1 pseudogene is annotated in these 291 nt (G+C 60.1%); it reads right to left on the bottom strand.

The window, feature by feature from the left end:
• Nucleotides 1-291: pseudogene (locus EH240_RS37660) on the bottom strand (bifunctional methylenetetrahydrofolate dehydrogenase/methenyltetrahydrofolate cyclohydrolase); the annotation flags it as partial.

Genomic DNA, 291 nt, shown 5'->3' with positions numbered 1-291 from the left:
TTCGCGCCGGCAAGGTGTGACGGAATGCGGACAGCGTATTGGCGAGCAAACACGCGATTGTCATCGGACCCACGCCGCCTGGCACAGGCGTAATTGCTTGAACGTGAGCAGCCTCTGCAAATGCGACATCGCCGACAAGGCGCGGCTTTCCACCTTGGGTCACCCGATTGATACCGATGTCGATGACAACCGCGCCTGGCTTGATCCAATCACCTCGGATCATTTCTGCGCGTCCGACCGCGGCGACTAGAATGTCGGCCATCCTGCAAAGAGCCGGAAGTTCGCGGGTCC

The sequence above is a fragment of the Mesorhizobium tamadayense genome (assembly GCF_003863365.1).
Classification (GTDB): Bacteria; Pseudomonadota; Alphaproteobacteria; order Rhizobiales; family Rhizobiaceae; genus Mesorhizobium; species Mesorhizobium tamadayense.
This window is presented reverse-complemented; position numbering and strand designations above follow the sequence as displayed.